Raw genomic sequence first — 14,256 nt, forward strand, 5'->3', positions numbered from 1 at the left:
GATATAAGGAAAGACCCTCCGGCCTGCGGCCGGAGGGTCTTCCTGTTTGACAAGCTGGAAGGTTTATTGAAATTAGAGGAGCGGAGACATCAGGCGGGCAGCCGATTCCATGAACCGTACCACGATCTTTTTCCGCATAAAGGCATTTAGTTCGATCAGGTGGGTGGATAACAAATCGCGTTCGAAATCGGCAACCATCTTGTCCACGCTTTCCGTGCCGACAAGCAGCGCATTGACCTCAAAATTCAAATGAAAGCTGCGCATGTCCATGTTGGCGGTGCCGACCGTCGCTACCTTGCCGTCTGCGATCAGCAGCTTGGAGTGCAGGAACCCCTTCTCATATTCGTAAATCTTGACCCCTGCTTCAAGCAGGGACGGGAAATAGGAGTGGGAAGCCAGGAAAGGCAGCCATTTGTCCGGTTTGGCCGGGAACAGGATGCGCACGTCTAGCCCGGCAAGGGCCGCTACCTGCAGTGCGGTCAGGATGTCGTCGTCCGGGATGAAATAAGGCGTCGCCAGCCAAACCGATTTCTCGGCGGATACGATCATGCTGAAGATGATATTTTTGAGCGAGTCGTTCTCGTTATCCGGACCGTTGGGAATAATCTGTACAGCTCCCGTACAGTTGCGTTCAAGCTCGGGCGATAAATACTCCAGCCCCATGAGGGTTTGACCGGTGACGTATTTCCAGTCCTGGAGAAAAATAATTTGCAGCGTCCGCACGGCTTCGCCTTTGACGAGCATATGCGTATCGCGCCAGAAGCCGTAAGTCTTGCTGCGGCTCAAATATTCGTCGCCGACGTTCAGGCCTCCCATGAAGGCCGTCTTGCCGTCAATAACTACAATCTTGCGGTGATTGCGGTAATTCACGCGGCTGGACAAAGCCAGAAAGCGGACAGCACCAAAAATACCGATTTCAATACCGGCATCTCTCATTTCCTTCAGAAAGGATTTGGGCAGGCCGATGCTCCCCACCGCGTCATACATAAAGCGGACCTCGACGCCTTCCTTCGCTTTCTCGATCAACGTCTGCTGGATTTCCCGGCCGATCGCATCCGCGCGGTAAATATAATATTCCATATGGATATGGTGAGTCGCCTTCTTCAGCTCCAGGAGCAGCGAAGAGAAGGTTTCTTCACCGTTCGTCAGCACCCAGGTGCGGCTGGCCAGAGAAACGGGAGTACGGGCCATTTTCTGCGAGAGGCGCAGCAGCTTCTGCTGATCATGGGAGAAACGGGTATCCTCGCCTTTGATGATCAGGCCATTATGGTCGATCCGCTCATATGCCTCTTGATCCTCCAAAGCCTTCTTGTCGTATTTCTTTCTTCGGAAATAGTTTTGTCCGATGAGGAAATACAGGACCAGGCCTACGACAGGCAGCAGGGCCAGGACCAGAATCCAGGCCAGCGTACTGGACGGGTTGCGGTTCTCCATAAAGATGGCAAGTCCGATCGTAATTACCGTCAGCGTTTGGAAGATACTCAGCAGCGTACCGCCGAACTTCCCGAAGAAATTAAAGCCGAACAGATAGAAAATAATCAATATGACCGTTATGAAAAATATCTGTATCCCTTTTCTCATATCATTCCCCTTGATCTGTCTATATCGCAAAAATTTTGCTGAAGATATGCCTTAGTCTATATTACACGAACAAACAAATTCTTCCTAACAAAATTCATCATGAAATGTCAGGTTTTTTCAGGTCCGGTTGACAAAACGTTCGGTCCGTGAAAGAATATACCTAACGAACGTTAGGTAGGTGAGCGGATCATCATGAGCAGTGGAAAAACAAAGTTGCTGGACGCCTCCAGGGATTGTTTCGCCGCCCAAGGCTTCGACGGAGCTTCTCTGCGCGACATCGCCGAGCTGTGCGGCATTAAGAAACCTTCGATCTACGCCCATTTCCGGGGCAAGGAGGATTTGTTCCTGCAGGTGCTGGAACGTTCCGCCAGACAGGCGCGGCGCAGCATGAGCCGATATTACGCTGTCCATCGTAGACAGCCCCTGGAGCGGCGGCTGAAAGGACTGCTCTCCCTGCTTCTGGAGCAATACCGGAATAACCAGGATCTCAAATTTCTGCTTCGGACCTGTTATTTCCCTCCGCATTCCCTGCATGCCGAGGTGCTGGCTGTTGCGTACCCGTTTCTGGATGAAATGGAACAGCGGCTGACCCGGGTCTTTCAGTCCGAGGCTGACAGCGCTCCTGCAGAGTCCGACCTTAAGACCATTGATCCGGTCCAAGCCGCCGCTGCCTATATGACCATGGCGGACGGCGTGCTTGTTGATATGCTCTACGATTACCCCGAGCGCTCCGAGCGGAGACTGGAACTGGCCTGGCCGGTGTACTGGCGGGGAATCCGCGGATAAGCCGCTGCAGGGCGGCCACCTCGAAGACCCGTATGAGGACCGTTCCGGATTTCAAGAATTCATCATGAACCACAAAGGGGCTTTGGATAAAATGAACCGAAACTGGCTGTACGTTCTCATCGGCGGCTTGATTGAAGTCGTCTGGGTGTCCGGCCTGAAACATGCATCCAGCTGGTGGGCATGGCTTGGCACCGTGCTGGCGATTGCCGCAAGCTTCTATTTGATCATAGAAGCCTCTAAACGGCTGCCCGTCGGGACGGTTTATGCCGTCTTCACCGGACTGGGTACGGCCGGCACCGTGCTGGCTGAAATGGTGTTCTTTCATGAACCCTTCTCGCCGGTTAAAATGCTGCTGATCGCCCTGCTGCTCTGCGGCGTACTGGGGCTGAAGCTGATTACCGATAAGCAGAAGGAGGCTGAGCACTGATGGCTTGGGTATTTCTGGTGTTAGCCGGCTGCTGCGAGGTGCTGGGGGTCATCGCCATGAACCGGATTGTCCGGAGGAAAACCCCCTCCGCCTATCTGTTGATCCTCGCCTCCTTCGCCGGCAGCTTCTCGCTGCTGAGCTCGGCTATGGGTTCGCTGCCGATGGGTACCGCTTATGCGGTCTGGACTGGTATAGGGACGGTAGGCAGCGCACTGGTAGGCATGTTCCTGTACGGCGAATCCCGCAGCTGGACGCGTATGCTGTGCATCGCTGTCATTCTGGCTTCGGCCATAGGATTAAAGCTCATTACATGAAATTTGTAATGGGCTTTTTTTTATACTATAATCGATTTTGACTACATAGTCACCAATAGAACCCGAAAGTCAGAAAGGAGTGCTCTTGCGTTTTGTCGGATCGGTCGGCAGATAAGAAACAACTTATTTTACAGATGGCGCTCAAGCTGTTCTCCACTCAAGGTGCCCGCACCACCTCCATGCAGGACATTGCTGATGCCTGCGGAATCTCGAAAGGCAGCCTGTATCTCCATTTCAAATCGAAAGAAGAGCTGGAGACGGCTATATCGCATTACTGTCTGAAGAAGCTGGAGGACCTGCTGCTGCTGGTGGAGCATGAAGCGGGGTTAAGTCCGCGGGAACGGCTTTACAAGCAAATCCTCGTTCTGCTTCAGCAGGTGGTTGAGCTGCGGGAATATTTGAAAATGCAGTTTATGGACCATTCTCGAAACGGCAAGCTGCCTCTCGAGCACGATCATATCCGCCGCAACAACTTGAGACTACTGCTTCTATTGCAAAAAAAGCTGCTGGATATCTACGGGCCGGCTGTCTCACCTTATATCGGAGATATGCTGCTGATGATGCACGGCATGATCAGCTCCTGCATCCAGTTGATGCTCTTATATTCTTCATTGCCGTTCTCTCTGGAAAGGATGGCCGGACATCTGATGGAGCTGTTCGACCATACCGCCAACCTATATATGAAAGGTGGGGCGGCGCCCCTCATCCCTCCCCAAACGATGGAGGAATGGATCCAAAGAGAGAAGGACGGGCTGCCCGAAGCCCCGCGCCATCCGCTTCTGATCATTCAGCAGCTTCGTCAGGAGCTGACGGACGACAACTTGTCTGAAACCCGGGAGCAGGAAGCTGCGTATGAAACCTTATCCATACTGGAAGAGGAATTTCTAAGAGCGGAGCCCCGCAGGGCTGTTTTGACCGGCATGCTGCATAACCTCGCCTTTTTAGAAGAACATGACCAAGCCGGCGATACCTACCGGGAGCTGAAGCTGCTTATCCAGGCTTCCCTCGGAGCTTATGCTGCGGTCCTGCCTAAGGAATAACCGCCCAAACAAGAGAAAGTTATAAGGAGTGAAGAAACCTGCTATGAAAGGCATCATTAATTTCTCGCTGAGAAACAAATTCGCCATCTGGTTCCTGACGATCATCGTTGTATTCGGCGGATTGTACAGCGGCCTAACCATGAAACAGGAGACGATTCCCAATATCAACATCCCGTTTCTGACCGTTACCACCGTTTATCCTGGAGCCGCGCCGGAAGGCGTGCAAAAGGAAGTCACCGTTCCACTGGAACAGAAGCTTCATAATCTAGACGGCGTAAAGACGATTACGTCAACCTCCATGGAGAACGCCTCTTCCATTCAGGTCGAATTTGATTATGGCGCCAATCTGGACAACGCCTCTGCCGCCCTGCGCGAGTCCTTGAACAGCGTAACGCTGCCTGACGACGCCCAGAAGCCGCAAATTTCCAGATTCAGCCTGAGCTCTCTTCCCGTTATCTCCTTAAGCCTTGCTTCAAACGGCGCCAACGATCTCGAACAGCTGACTCATCTGGCCGAAGCCGATATTCAGCCGATGCTCGAAGATCTGGACGGCGTTGCTTCCGTGCAAATCGCCGGACAATACACCAAGAACGTCGAGCTTACTTACGACAAAGCCAAAATGGCTGAGCTGGGTTTGACGGAGGACACCGTCAAGCAGATTATTCAGGCCTCTGCCGTCCATGCGCCTCTTGGACTGTTTGAACTGGACAAATCCCAGACAGCGGTTGTTGTCGATGGCAACATCACCACGTTGGATGATTTGAAGAAGCTTGAAATTCCGCTGGTTCCTTCCGCAGCCGGGGGTCAAGGCGGTGCTGCTGCAGGTCAAGGCGCTGCTGCAGGAGCAGCTGGAGCAGGGGCTGCCAATGGGGCTTCCGGCTCCGGCCAGGCTGGTTCGGCAGCAGGATTGCCAACCGTCCGTCTGGACCAGATCGCCAAAATCGAGGTAACCGGCCAAGCCGAATCCATCTCCCGCACCAACGGCAGAGAATCGCTTGGCATCCAAATCGTTAAATCCAATGACGCCAACACCGTTGACGTGGTCAACGAAGTGAAAGATACGGTCAAACAATTGAAGAAGGATTATCCGGATCTTGACTTGACTATACTGCTGGACCAAGGCAAGCCGATTGAAGACTCCGTCAACACGATGCTGTTCAAAGCCTTGTTCGGCGCGTTGTTCGCGGTGCTGATCATTCTGATCTTCCTGCGCAACCTCCGTTCCACGATTATTGCCATTATCTCCATTCCTTTGTCGCTGCTGATCGCCATCTTGGCGCTGCGCCAAATGGATATTACGCTGAATATGATGTCGCTGGGCGCCATGACAGTCGCCATCGGCCGGGTTGTCGACGACTCGATTGTCGTTATCGAGAATATCTACCGGCGTTTGTCCCTGAAGGGCGAACAGCTTAAGGGCCGCCGTCTGATTCTCGAATCGACCCGCGAAATGTTTGTTCCGATCTTCTCGTCAACCGTCGTAACTATTGCGGTGTTCCTGCCGCTCGCTTTCGTCAGCGGCATGGTTGGCGAACTGTTTACGCCTTTTGCCCTGACGATGGTATTTGCCCTGCTGGCTTCCCTGCTCGTGGCGATTACGCTTGTGCCGGCGCTGGCTCATACCCTGTTCCGCAAAGGCTTGAAGAAAACCCATGATCATGAAGAGAAACCAGGTGCGCTGGCTAACGGCTACAAGCGGATTCTGAACTGGACCTTGTCCCACAAGCTGGTTACTTTCGGCCTTGCCGTTATTCTGCTGATCGGCAGCTTGTTCCTTACGCCGTTCATCGGCAGCAGCTTCCTGCCGGACCAGGAGGATAAATCCGTGATGGTGACCTTCTCGCCCGAGCCTGGACTTACCCTGGACGAAGTGAAAGAGCATGCGCTGGAAGCCGAGAAGATTTTCCTCGATCAGCCTGATGTAGAAAGCATGCAGTATTCCGTCGGAGGCAGCAACCCGCTTAGCCCGGGGCCTTCCAAGTCGGGATTGTTCTTCGCCAACTATAAGAGCGACACGAAGAACTTCAGCAAAGTGAAAGAAGACCTGATTGCCGAATTAACCAAAAAAGTTCCTTACGGAACCTGGTCCGAGCTCAGCGCGGGCGGCGGCGGTCTTGGTGGCAGCCAGCTGACCGTTCAGGTGTTCGGAGACAACATCGAACAGATCAAACCTTTTGCAGATCAAGTGCTCAAGCTTGTTCAGGACGATACCGCTAATTTCGCTAAAGCGGAATCCAGCTTGTCCGACGCTTACGACCAATACACGCTGAAAGCCGATCAAGCTAAACTGAGCTCGCTTGGACTTACAGCCGGTCAGCTCGCCATGACGCTGGCTCCGGTTACAACCGAACCTGTGCTGACCAGCGTAGATATCGACGGCAAACAATATGAGGTTCATATCAAAACTGACAATAAAACCTACAACAGCATTACCGATATCGAAAATCAAACCATCGCATCGCCGCTTGGCATGCAGGTTCCGATTAAAGATGTTGCCCAGGTTGTCAAAGGAACGTCTCCGGACGCCATCTCCAGCATCGACGGCAAAACGGTCGTTGAAATTACGGCCAACATTCTGGCCAGCGATGTCAGCGGCGTTTCGAAGGACCTGGAGTCCAAGATCAACGGCTTAACCAAACCGGATGGCATCTCCGTCAAATTCGGCGGCGTTACCGAGCAAATTAACGATACCTTCACCCAGCTCGGTCTGGCGATGGCCGCAGCGGTTGCGATCGTGTATTTTGTTCTCGTCGTAACCTTCCACGGCGCGCTTGCACCGTTTGCGATTCTGTTCTCGCTGCCATTCACCGTGATCGGAGCGCTGCTAGCGCTGCTGATTTCCGGCGATACCCTGAACGTTTCGTCCCTGATGGGGGCACTCATGCTGATCGGTATCGTCGTTACGAATGCTATCGTGCTGATCGACCGCGTCATTCACAAAGAGCGTGATGGCCTATCGACCCGGGAAGCCCTGCTCGAAGCCGGCGCTACCCGTCTTCGTCCGATCCTGATGACGGCGATTGCGACCATCGGCGCATTGCTGCCGCTCGTCTTCGGCTGGGAGAACAGCGCGGGCGTCATCTCCAAAGGACTTGGCGTGACCGTTATCGGCGGTCTCATCAGTTCCACCCTGCTGACGCTGGTCATCGTACCGGTCGTATACGAATTCCTGGCCAAGTTCCGCCGCCGCAGCCTGGCTGATCAGGAGGATTAATTTCCATCCTCTTGCAGTCTAAGGAAGCCTTTGGCGGTATAAATGGCCAATCAAATAAAGGGAAGCCCGAAGTCAAACGCTTTGGGCTTCCCTTTCGCTATTTTCCTCATCCCATCCCCGTCCGAATCCGGATTTCTATTGGGGCCGCGAGCGGTGCCCCAGCTCGGCAGCCAGCCGGAGCGCCTCCGCGTAGTCTTCGGGACGGTTCATATTAAACAAGGCCAAACCCGCTTCAAATCCCCTGCTGTCCGGCCATTCACCGACCTCAATCGGCTTCACATTCAGTTTGTCGGTCCAATCCCGGACCCGGCGCTCGCCCTGCTGAAGGCAGTAATCCAGCTGGGCAAACGTCCGTTTGCGATAGGCGGCAACCAAAGGCTGGCCTCGTCCCTCATAAACGGGAATCACCGCGTCTACGGTTTCATCCGCCTGCTCTGCTATGTCCATCAGCTGCTCGAAGAGCATCCGGCTGGCAAAAGGATGGTCGCAGGAGCATACCAAATTCCATCTTTGCTCAGAATAATCCAGAGCGGCATGAATTCCGGCGAGCGGGCCGGCACCCTCATAGCTGTCCGGTATAACCGGCAGTCCGGTGAACGCGTACAGGTCCGGCTGCATCGAAGAGACCACCAGCTGTCCGCATACCGGAGACATGGCTTCGATAATGGCACCGATCACCGTCCTGCCTCCGATTTGCAGGAGCGCTTTATTCCGGCCCATCCGCTGAGACTGCCCGCCAGCTAAAATAACTCCCAGTCCGTTCATCCTTTCACACCCTTTAACCATAAAGTTATATATCAAGCAAAAATTGGTTTGTAACAACCTAAAAGCCATGTTACATTAATGCAAACGCCTCCTTTTGTATAAAAGGCGTTGTTTCTACCTATTAGAAAGGAATGGCGCAGATTGGTGCACAAAGATTCCGGAAGCCAAGCTTCCCTTTCCTTACATCTGTTGAACTTCTTCGTCTACGGAATTGCTTCAATCTTTACGTCCTATCTTCAGATCTATTATATGTCCGCAGGACTGGACAAGCTCCAGATCGGAGAACTGCTGGCGGCCGGCCCCCTGGTTTCGGTGGCAGCACATGCCTTCTGGAACTACTGCCGGAGCAGACAGCTCAGCACCAGGAACACGCTGATCCTGCTTCTCATCGGGATTCTCTTGTCAGTTCAACTGCTGCTGTGGGTTGAAACCTATCGTTGGATTGTTTGGGGCAGCCTGATTTTATTTTTCTTCCTGTCCCCGTTATTGACCATGAATCATACCTTTACACTTGAGAAATTGGGGGAATCCTCCCGCGAGCTTAAACAAAGTTATCCTGCAAGCCGTCTTTGGGCCTCTCTGGGCTGGGCTATTCTGCCCTTCTCCTTAAGCTACACCCTTAACGACGGCATCTTTCACCGACTTCCGATTATCATTCTTGTAACGCTGTTTGCGGCCGCGGCCATCGTGTTCGGTTTATCTTTTCCGTCCGTTAGGCAGCTGGACCCCACACCGCCTCTGACTGGCCGGCAAATTACCGGGGTGCTGTTGAACAAATATTTTATGGCCTTTCTGCTGCTGGGGATGCTGATCACGATCCCATTTGCCGTCAACCAGCTGTTTATGCCGCTGTTTATGACCGATTTGGGCGGCAGCGTTCTGGATGTGTCACTCGCGATTTTTGCGGCAACTATCCTTGAAGCCGTTATCTTCTACGGTCTGGCCCGGTGGATCAAACGGCAGATGTCCAGATTGCTGCTGGTGCTGACCGCGGTCTCCTTGTTGTCGACCCTGCGCTGGAATCTGATGGCCGGCGCTACACTGCCCGTTCACGTAATTCTGATCGGACTGCTGAACGCGGCCACTCTGGGGGGATTTTTCCTGGTGGGTACCCGTCTGACCTCCCTGTTTCTGCCCAAGCCTTTCCGCTCTGCCGGACAAACGTTATGCGTCCTCTGCTGGAGCGGCATGTCAGCGGTCATAGCAGGACTGATGGGCGGCTGGCTGTTCCAGAACTTCGGCTCGGTGATCTTATATAAGACGCTGGTCTCGATGGCATTGTGCGGAACTATTGGATTAGGACTGCTTTGGGCCTATATCCACCGCAACGGCTACGCGCCAAGTAAATATTATTCCTGATGCTTCTGAAGCCCGGCCGGTCGGCCGGGCTTTTTGTTTATTGCGCAGCAGTCCCCCTTCCAAAGCCAGTCAGCTTTTATCCGCATAAAACACATGACGGGCCGAGATTTGACCCTGGTCGATCTCGAGCAGGCCAAAGGAATATTGCTTCTCCCGCCGCTTGTCCGTCGGAGAACCGGGATTGAACAGCAGCACCCCGTCTTCCTTCTGCAAATAAGGCTGATGGGAATGACCGAATAGAACGCAGGACACCGAGTCGCCCTCAAAAGCTTTGCGGGCCTTCTGCGGCGTTGCGAGCCTTGAAGAATAAGGCTCATGACCATGAACCAGCCCGATGCGCACGCCTTCAAAAGAAACAATCTTTTTCTCGCCAAAACGTTCTATGATTTCGTACCCGTCATTATTTCCGGCAATTCCGTCAACCGGGGCTAAAGCAGCCAGCTGGTCATACACCTCCAGGCTTGTCCAATCACCCAAATGAAGAATATAATCGACCTCTTTAAACGCTTCTGTCAGCTTGTCCGGCAGCTTCACTTTCCCTCCCCGCAGATGAGTGTCCGATACAATGCCAATAATCATCTTTATTCCTCCTCTCTTGATCTTTAAGGCTAACCATGAAATGGGCCCAGGCCTTTATCGGCGGCCTCAATACCTGTATATGACCAAAAAACGCGGGATATCAGTCCCGCGTTCCTTAGTCTGTCTGTGTTTGTGTATTATGCTCAAGTCCAAACGGCTTTTGTCCCGTTCAGGAACGATGGGCAATCCGGTATAAAGGCTGTCCCGAAGGTGCCGTCTGCCCGGTCCGCGTGATCTCCCAAGGCACCGTTACCAGTCGTCCCAGCTCCTGGACCGCCTCGTCTTGCAGTGGAACCTCCTCTGCGGATTGTCCGCCATCCTGATAGTCCTGGCCGATCACCAGCCCCCATTTCACCTCCAGCAGCGTTCTTACCCCGCCGATGGTTGCGAAATTAAAGCGGTAGCCTTCTTTCAATGCCGCCAGAAGCATATCCGGCTGGTTCGCGGCAAAGTCAATCCAGCCTTCCCAGGTTCCCCGTCCCTCGGGCAAAGCCGGCAATGCCGCCCAATTCTTCGTCTCCACGATCTCAATCAGCTCTTCGGCTGTCTTGCCAAGCGCTTTGGCCATTTCGGTCTTGAGTCCAACCGGCTGCGGCAAGCGAATTTCCCGCATCTCCATTCCCCCGTTCTTCTGTCTGTCTCTTATTGTTTGGGAAGCTGAAACGAGCTCTTCAGCGATACAATCCGGTTGAATACCGGCGCCCCGGGCTTGGATACCTTCGGATCCACATTGAAATAGCCGTGACGGAAAAATTGGAATTTGTCATGCGGCTTCGCTTCCGCCAGCTGCGGCTCCACGAATCCTTTGACAATCTCCAGCGAATTCGGATTCACTTGATCGAGGAAGCTCTTCACTTCCACCTTCTCCGATTCTTCCGCTTCCCCTTCTTCTTCGTCATCCGCCGATGAAATCAGCGGCTCATACAGGCGAAATTCGGCCGGAACCGCGCTGGCGGCATCCACCCAGTGTATTGTGCCTTTCACTTTGCGGCCGGTAAAGCCGGTGCCGCTCTTCGTCTCCGGATCGTAGGTGCAGTGGATCTCCACGACATTCCCTTCAGCATCCTTGATGACTTCGTTGCATTTAATGAAATAAGCATGCTTCAAGCGGACTTCGTTGCTCGGGAACAAACGGAAATATTTGCTCGGAGGATTCTCCATGAAGTCTTCGCGCTCAATATAGATTTCGCGGGAGAACGGAATTTGGCGGCTGCCCATCTCCGGATTCTCGGAGTTGTTCTCGGCCTCCAGCATTTCCGACTGGCCCTCCGGATAGTTGGTGATGACCACCTTCAGCGGATCAAGCACGGCCATGGTGCGCGGAGCTTTCATTTTCAAATCCTCACGGATAAAATGCTCCAGCATCGCCAGATCCACCGTGCCTTGGGCTTTGGAAATTCCGGCCTCGAACACAAAGTTCTTGATCGCTTCCGGCGTGTAACCCCTGCGGCGCAGGCCCGAAATCGTCGGCATCCGCGGATCATCCCAGCCATCCACATAACCTTCGTCCACTAGTAGCTTCAGCTTCCGTTTGCTGGTGACCATTGTTTCAACGTTCAGGCGGCCAAATTCATATTGATGAGGTTCGGCTTCCACTTCCGTCTCGGCAATGACCCAATCATAGAACGGACGTTGATCTTCAAACTCGATCGTACAAAGCGAGTGGGTTACGCCCTCGATAGCATCCTCCAGCGGATGGGCGTATGCATACATCGGATAGATGCACCAGGCATCGCCCGTATTATGATGTTTAGCGTGGGAAATCCGGTAAATAACCGGGTCCCGCAAGTTAATGTTAGGGGAAGCCATATCAATCTTGGCGCGCAGCACCTTCTCCCCGTTCTTGAACTCGCCAGCTCTCATGCGGGTGAACAGATCCAGATTCTCTTCAACCGAGCGGTCCCGGAACGGGCTGTTGGCGCCCGGCTCGGTCAGCGTACCGCGGGTTTCGCGGATTTGCTCGGCGGTTTGATCGTCCACATACGCTTTGCCCTTCTTGATCAGGAGCACAGCCCGGTTGTACATCTCTTCAAAATAGTCGGAGGCAAAATGCAGCTCCTCCCACTCAAAGCCCAGCCATTTGACATCCTCTTTAATGGAATTAACGTATTCCACGTCTTCTTTAGTCGGATTTGTATCATCAAAGCGGAGGTTCGTCCGTCCGCCGAACTCGTCTGCAAGGGTGAAGTTCACCCAAATGGCCTTGGCATGTCCGATATGCAGGTAGCCGTTCGGCTCTGGCGGAAAACGGGTAATAACCTTGTTCAATTTGCCGCTCTTCAGGTCTTCGGTAATGATGTTTTTAATAAAATTTGGAGGTGTTGTGCCGTGTGTCACGCGAATCAACCTTTCTGTCCGAATAGGATCCGTTTCGTTTATATAAATATACCGATATCCGGGCAAGAGTTCAATGCCTTGGGCCTTTGACACAGGCCGCCCGGATGCCTTAGCATGGCATTAGCTTTATGTTGAAAATGACAATTCGAAATAGACTTAAGAAAGGGGTTATTCCCATTATGCCCACCAAACCGGTCAAATTGCCCAAAGAACAGCGCGATCAGATGATCAGGCTCATTCAGCAGTTCTTCGAAGAGGAACGGGGCGAAACGCTGGGAGATCTGGCCGCAGACGGCGTGCTCGATTTCTTCATGACCCGCCTCAGCCCGTATGTTTACAACCAGGCGCTGGCCGATTGCCGCAACCTGGTTGGACAGCGTATGGTTTCCCTGGAAGAAGATATTTATGCGCTGGAACAGAAAGTAAAACTGTCCCGCTAGACAATCCCCCGGCCAAAAGGCAATAGGCAGGATGGCAGTCTCTCTCCAGAGAGCTGCCGTCCTGCCCCTATATCCATTTTGCGATAAACCCAACTTAAACTGCGTTCATAGCCCCGCCGTCGATCACCTGAAGCGTACCGGTGATATAGGTATTGGCCCCGGAGAGCAGGAAGACAACCGCCTTTGCAAATTCCTCGGGAGTTCCGAAACGCCCGAGCGGAATGCCTTGCATCTCCTGCCGGGCCGCTTCCTGGACCGATATGCCGTGCTGATCAGCCCGTTTTTGATTCAGCTGCATAATCCGGTCGGTTTCGATTTTCCCCGGGGCTGCCGTGTTGATAAGAATCCCGTAAGGCGCCAGCTCTTGCGATAATGTCTTGGTCATGCCCAGCACGCCCATGCGCATCGTATTGGACAGGATCAGCCCGGGAATCGGCTGTTTGACCGAGCTGGAGGCTATGTTGACGATCCGCCCGCCGTCCGTCTTCATCAGCGGCAGGACGCTGCGGATCATGCGGACATAACTGAGCAGGTTAAGCTGAAAAGCCTGGAGCCAGGCCTCATCCTCCAATTCCTCGAAAGAGGCCGGAGGAGGTCCGCCCGCATTATTGACCAGAATATCGATCCGGCCTCCGAACACCTCGGAAGTCCGCTCAATCAGATGTTCAATCTGCAATTGATCCGTCACATCCACCGTGGTGTATTCCACCTGCCCGCCGGCAGCAAGATCACGAAGCTCCTGCTGTACCCGGCGCAGCTTGTCTTCGCTTCGGCTGGCCAGCATGACATCCGCTCCCTCAAGCGCCAGTTCGCTGGCGATCGCCTTGCCCAGGCCCTGGCTGGAGCCTATGACAAGTGCTTTTTTTCCGCGTAAATCCAGATCCATTCCATCCCTCTCCCTTCCGTCTCGTCACGCATGAACTATCACTCAAACCGGACACCACATCAAAATATCGTCCACATAACGCCCGTCCAGCCAGAACTCTTCAGGCAGCACGCCCTGAACACGGAAGCCGCAGCGTTCATAGAAGGCCTGGGCCGTCTGGTTCGTGCTCAGCACGCGCAGCGATAGCTTTCTCACACCGTCCGCTTTGGCCTGCTGCTTCATAGCCTCCATCAGCTTTCTTCCAATGCCTCTGTGCTGATAGTCTGGATGAATCGCAATATTTAATTCATAAACATGGCGGTTGCTCGCCAGACCCGTCGGATGATCGAAGCCAAGGTAACCAACCAGCTTAGGACCCAGACAGGCCACCAGTTGACGTCCCGGCGGACACTGCTGCAAAAACTGCTCTCTGGTCTTTCTAACCATAGGCCCGGGCGTAATATCCGGCGTCCATACAAGATCATCAATCTCCATCAAATCACCGGCATCACGAAGCTCGGATAACCGGATTTCTATTGGCTCTGACAC

General features: G+C 53.5%; 14 protein-coding genes. 7 read left to right on the top strand and 7 right to left on the bottom strand.

Annotated elements, in window-relative coordinates; translation table 11 throughout:
• Positions 1-72: 72 nt before the first annotated feature.
• The gene (cls, locus tag AWM70_RS17535) at positions 73-1,581 is read right to left on the bottom strand and encodes a cardiolipin synthase (RefSeq protein ID WP_068698557.1); all 1,509 of its coding nucleotides are present in this window, start codon (positions 1,579-1,581) and stop codon (positions 73-75) included.
• A gap of 192 nt (positions 1,582-1,773) precedes the next feature.
• On the opposite strand from cls, the gene AWM70_RS17540 reads away from it, so the two are divergent.
• The 5 genes from AWM70_RS17540 to AWM70_RS17560 all read left to right on the top strand — a co-directional run bounded on the left by AWM70_RS17540 (position 1,774) and on the right by AWM70_RS17560 (position 7,362).
• Complete coding sequence (locus tag AWM70_RS17540; RefSeq protein ID WP_068698559.1) at positions 1,774-2,367, top strand: TetR/AcrR family transcriptional regulator; 594 nt, start codon at positions 1,774-1,776, stop codon at positions 2,365-2,367.
• Between the two features lie 91 nt (positions 2,368-2,458).
• The gene (locus tag AWM70_RS17545) at positions 2,459-2,794 is read left to right on the top strand and encodes a DMT family transporter (protein WP_068698561.1); all 336 of its coding nucleotides are present in this window, start codon (positions 2,459-2,461) and stop codon (positions 2,792-2,794) included.
• The gene (locus AWM70_RS17550) at positions 2,794-3,108 is read left to right on the top strand and encodes a DMT family transporter (protein ID WP_068698563.1); all 315 of its coding nucleotides are present in this window, start codon (positions 2,794-2,796) and stop codon (positions 3,106-3,108) included. The genes AWM70_RS17545 and AWM70_RS17550 overlap by 1 nt, the downstream gene beginning before the upstream one ends.
• Before the next feature lie 92 nt (positions 3,109-3,200).
• Positions 3,201-4,148, top strand: a complete 948-nt coding sequence (locus tag AWM70_RS17555; protein ID WP_068698565.1) for a TetR/AcrR family transcriptional regulator — start codon at positions 3,201-3,203, stop codon at positions 4,146-4,148.
• 43 nt (positions 4,149-4,191) lie between these two features.
• Entirely contained in the window at positions 4,192-7,362 is a 3,171-nt protein-coding gene (locus AWM70_RS17560) for an efflux RND transporter permease subunit (protein WP_068698567.1), read from the top strand.
• Between the two features lie 135 nt (positions 7,363-7,497).
• On the opposite strand, the gene mobA is transcribed toward AWM70_RS17560, so the two are convergent.
• Positions 7,498-8,127, bottom strand: a complete 630-nt coding sequence (gene mobA / locus AWM70_RS17565; protein ID WP_169823467.1) for a molybdenum cofactor guanylyltransferase — start codon at positions 8,125-8,127, stop codon at positions 7,498-7,500.
• A gap of 144 nt (positions 8,128-8,271) precedes the next feature.
• Here mobA and AWM70_RS17570 point away from each other — a divergent pair, with 144 nt between their 5' ends.
• Positions 8,272-9,486: an MFS transporter gene (locus tag AWM70_RS17570; protein WP_237167932.1), complete on the top strand. Its 1,215-nt coding sequence runs from the start codon at positions 8,272-8,274 to the stop codon at positions 9,484-9,486.
• A 69-nt stretch (positions 9,487-9,555) separates the two neighbouring features.
• Here AWM70_RS17570 and AWM70_RS17575 read toward each other — a convergent pair whose 3' ends face one another.
• From AWM70_RS17575 to AWM70_RS17585, 3 genes are all read right to left on the bottom strand, one after another.
• The gene (locus tag AWM70_RS17575; protein ID WP_068698571.1) at positions 9,556-10,065 is read right to left on the bottom strand and encodes a metallophosphoesterase family protein; all 510 of its coding nucleotides are present in this window, start codon (positions 10,063-10,065) and stop codon (positions 9,556-9,558) included.
• A 169-nt stretch (positions 10,066-10,234) separates the two neighbouring features.
• Positions 10,235-10,678, bottom strand: a complete 444-nt coding sequence (locus AWM70_RS17580) for a hypothetical protein (protein WP_151208770.1) — start codon at positions 10,676-10,678, stop codon at positions 10,235-10,237.
• A gap of 29 nt (positions 10,679-10,707) precedes the next feature.
• The gene (locus AWM70_RS17585) at positions 10,708-12,402 is read right to left on the bottom strand and encodes a glutamine--tRNA ligase/YqeY domain fusion protein (protein ID WP_099093107.1); all 1,695 of its coding nucleotides are present in this window, start codon (positions 12,400-12,402) and stop codon (positions 10,708-10,710) included.
• Between the two features lie 137 nt (positions 12,403-12,539).
• On the opposite strand from AWM70_RS17585, the gene AWM70_RS17590 reads away from it, so the two are divergent.
• Positions 12,540-12,842: a DUF2164 domain-containing protein gene (locus AWM70_RS17590; RefSeq protein WP_237167747.1), complete on the top strand. Its 303-nt coding sequence runs from the start codon at positions 12,540-12,542 to the stop codon at positions 12,840-12,842.
• 94 nt (positions 12,843-12,936) lie between these two features.
• On the opposite strand, the gene AWM70_RS17595 is transcribed toward AWM70_RS17590, so the two are convergent.
• A complete protein-coding gene (locus AWM70_RS17595; RefSeq protein ID WP_068698577.1) occupies positions 12,937-13,728 on the bottom strand; it encodes an SDR family oxidoreductase in 792 nt (263 codons plus the stop codon).
• Positions 13,729-13,770: 42 nt separating this feature from the next.
• The gene (locus AWM70_RS17600) at positions 13,771-14,202 is read right to left on the bottom strand and encodes a GNAT family N-acetyltransferase (protein WP_068700805.1); all 432 of its coding nucleotides are present in this window, start codon (positions 14,200-14,202) and stop codon (positions 13,771-13,773) included.
• Between the last annotated feature and the right edge of the window lie 54 nt (positions 14,203-14,256).

Source organism: Paenibacillus yonginensis, from assembly GCF_001685395.1.
GTDB classification, from domain to species: Bacteria; Bacillota; Bacilli; order Paenibacillales; family Paenibacillaceae; genus Fontibacillus; species Fontibacillus yonginensis.

Excerpts from the sequence above, each read along its gene's own strand:
- cls (WP_068698557.1), bottom strand. The coding sequence starts at position 1,581 with ATGAGAAAAGGGATACAGATATTTTTCATAACGGTCATATTGATTATT.
- AWM70_RS17540 (WP_068698559.1), top strand. The coding sequence starts at position 1,774 with ATGAGCAGTGGAAAAACAAAGTTGCTGGACGCCTCCAGGGATTGTTTC.
- AWM70_RS17545 (WP_068698561.1), top strand. The coding sequence starts at position 2,459 with ATGAACCGAAACTGGCTGTACGTTCTCATCGGCGGCTTGATTGAAGTC.
- AWM70_RS17550 (WP_068698563.1), top strand. The coding sequence starts at position 2,794 with ATGGCTTGGGTATTTCTGGTGTTAGCCGGCTGCTGCGAGGTGCTGGGG.
- AWM70_RS17560 (WP_068698567.1), top strand. The coding sequence starts at position 4,192 with ATGAAAGGCATCATTAATTTCTCGCTGAGAAACAAATTCGCCATCTGG.
- mobA (WP_169823467.1), bottom strand. The coding sequence starts at position 8,127 with ATGAACGGACTGGGAGTTATTTTAGCTGGCGGGCAGTCTCAGCGGATG.
- AWM70_RS17575 (WP_068698571.1), bottom strand. The coding sequence starts at position 10,065 with ATGATTATTGGCATTGTATCGGACACTCATCTGCGGGGAGGGAAAGTG.
- AWM70_RS17580 (WP_151208770.1), bottom strand. The coding sequence starts at position 10,678 with ATGCGGGAAATTCGCTTGCCGCAGCCGGTTGGACTCAAGACCGAAATG.
- AWM70_RS17590 (WP_237167747.1), top strand. The coding sequence starts at position 12,540 with ATGACAATTCGAAATAGACTTAAGAAAGGGGTTATTCCCATTATGCCC.
- AWM70_RS17595 (WP_068698577.1), bottom strand. The coding sequence starts at position 13,728 with ATGGATCTGGATTTACGCGGAAAAAAAGCACTTGTCATAGGCTCCAGC.
- AWM70_RS17600 (WP_068700805.1), bottom strand. The coding sequence starts at position 14,202 with ATGGAGATTGATGATCTTGTATGGACGCCGGATATTACGCCCGGGCCT.